3 protein-coding genes are annotated in these 1,950 nt (G+C 71.2%); all 3 read right to left on the bottom strand.

The window, feature by feature from the left end; translation table 11 throughout:
* Nucleotides 1-435, bottom strand: a 435-nt coding sequence (locus AC1D15_RS29490; protein WP_477828813.1) for a Bug family tripartite tricarboxylate transporter substrate binding protein, incomplete at its 3' end; no start/stop codon positions are given.
* Entirely contained in the window at nucleotides 432-1,427 is a 996-nt protein-coding gene (locus tag AC1D15_RS29485) for an NAD(P)H-dependent glycerol-3-phosphate dehydrogenase (RefSeq protein ID WP_477828812.1), read from the bottom strand. The genes AC1D15_RS29490 and AC1D15_RS29485, both read right to left, overlap by 4 nt.
* Nucleotides 1,428-1,443: 16 nt before the next feature.
* A complete protein-coding gene (secB, locus tag AC1D15_RS29480) occupies nucleotides 1,444-1,905 on the bottom strand; it encodes a protein-export chaperone SecB (protein WP_047499719.1) in 462 nt (153 codons plus the stop codon).
* Between the last annotated feature and the right edge of the window lie 45 nt (nucleotides 1,906-1,950).

The raw sequence follows: 1,950 nt of genomic DNA, 5'->3' as shown, positions 1-1,950 counted from the left end.
CACGAAATCGGCCAGCGTGTCGACGCCGAGCTTCGGGTCGACCACCAGCACGTTCGGCGAGGTCGCGACCAGCGTCACCGGCAGCAGGTCCTTCAGCGGGTCGTAGCCGAGCGATTTCGACAGCAGCGGCGCGGTCACCAGCGGCCCCTGGATCGTGAACAGGAAGGTGTAGCCGTCGGGCTCCGCCTTCGCCACCGCGCCGGTGCCCAGGTTGCCGCCGGCGCCGGGCTTGTTGTCGACGACGATCGCCTGGCCGAGCGCATGCGCGAGCGGCTCGGCCAGCAGCCGCGCGATGATGTCCGGCGAGCTGCCGGGCGGGAACGGCACGACGAGGCGGATCGGGCGGGCAGGCCAGGCCTGCGCACGCGCCGGCAGGGCGCTCGACAGCGCCGCGGCCGCAGCGGCGGCCAGCACATCACGACGGTTCAGGTTCATCCGTTGAAGCTTTCGGGGCGCGCGTCGCGCATCATCAGGAGCTGGATCGACTGATCCGGCGTGCGGCGCCCTTCGAGCACGCTGACCACCGCCTCGGTGATCGGCATGTCGATCGAGCACGAACGCGCGCGCCGCAGCGCGGTCGCGGCGCACGCGACCCCTTCGGCCACATGGCCGAGGTCGGCGAGGATCTTCGGCAGCGGCACGCCGTCGGCCAGCAGCAGGCCGACCTTGCGGTTGCGCGACAGGTCGCCGGTGGCGGTCAGCACCAGGTCGCCGAGACCGGACAGGCCCATGAAGGTGTCGGGCCGGGCGCCGAGCGCGCCCCCCAGCCGCGTCATCTCGGCCAGCCCGCGCGTGATCAGCGCCGCCCGGGCGTTGAAGCCGAGGCCCATGCCGTCGGCGATGCCGGTGGCGATCGCCATCACGTTCTTCAGCGCGCCGCCCACCTCGACGCCCAGCACGTCGCTGGAGGTGTAGACACGCAGGCTATCGCTGTGCAGCGCCGCGACGGCCTGCTCGCACAGCGCGGCGTCGCCGCTCGCGGCCACCAGCGCCGCCGGCCGGCCGAGCGCGACCTCGAGCGCGAAGGTCGGCCCCGACAGCACGCCGACGCGGCCGTCGGTCGGCCGCACCGCGCGTGCGACCTCGTGACCGAGCCAGCCGGTGCTGTCCTGGAAGCCCTTGCACAACCACATCACGCCGCTCGCATCGGCGGGCAGGCGCCGCAGCACCTCGGACAGCGACGCCATCGGCGTCGCGATGATGATCAGCCCGCCGCGTGCATGCTCGACGCAGCTGTCGAAATCGGACGACACCACCAGCCCCGGCGGCAGCGCGACGCCGGGCAGGTAGCGGTGGTTCTCGCCGCGCGCCTGCAGGCGCGCGCACTGCTGCGGATCACGCACCCACAGGCGGGTGTCATGGCGCGTTGAGGTGCTCACGGCCACCGCCGTGCCCCACGCGCCGGCCCCGAGGACGGTGAGCTTCACCGCGGCAACCCGTGCGTCAGTTGATGGCGGGCGCGGCAGCGCCGTTCGCGGCCTGCTGTTGCTGCGCCTCGAACATCGCCTGGAAGTTCACTTCGGCCAGCAGCACCGGCGGGAAGCCGGCGCGCGTGCAGATGTCGGAGACGACGGCGCGCAGGTACGGGTAGATGATCTGCGGGCAGGCGATGCCGATGATCGGCTGCAGCTGGTCTTCGGGGATGTTGCGGATCTCGAAGATGCCGGCCTGCTTGGCCTCGACCAGGAACAGCGTCTTGTCGCTGACGCGGGTCGTGACGGTGGCGGTGACGCTCACCTCGTAGATGCCGTCGGCGACCGGCTCGGCAGCCAGGCCGAGGTTGATGTCGACCTGGGGCTGCGTCTGCTCCAGCAGGATCTGCGGCGAGTTCGGCTGTTCGAGCGACAGGTCCTTCAGGTACAGGCGCTGGATCTGGAACACGGGGGTTTGGGTGTCGTCGGACATGGTGATCTCGCGATTGACGAAGACGAGTGAAAAAAGCCCGCAGAC

This window comes from Rhizobacter sp. P2_H2, assembly GCF_056403375.1.
The sequence above is the reverse complement of the archived record's forward strand: the minus strand, read 5'-3'. Positions and strand labels throughout refer to the sequence as shown.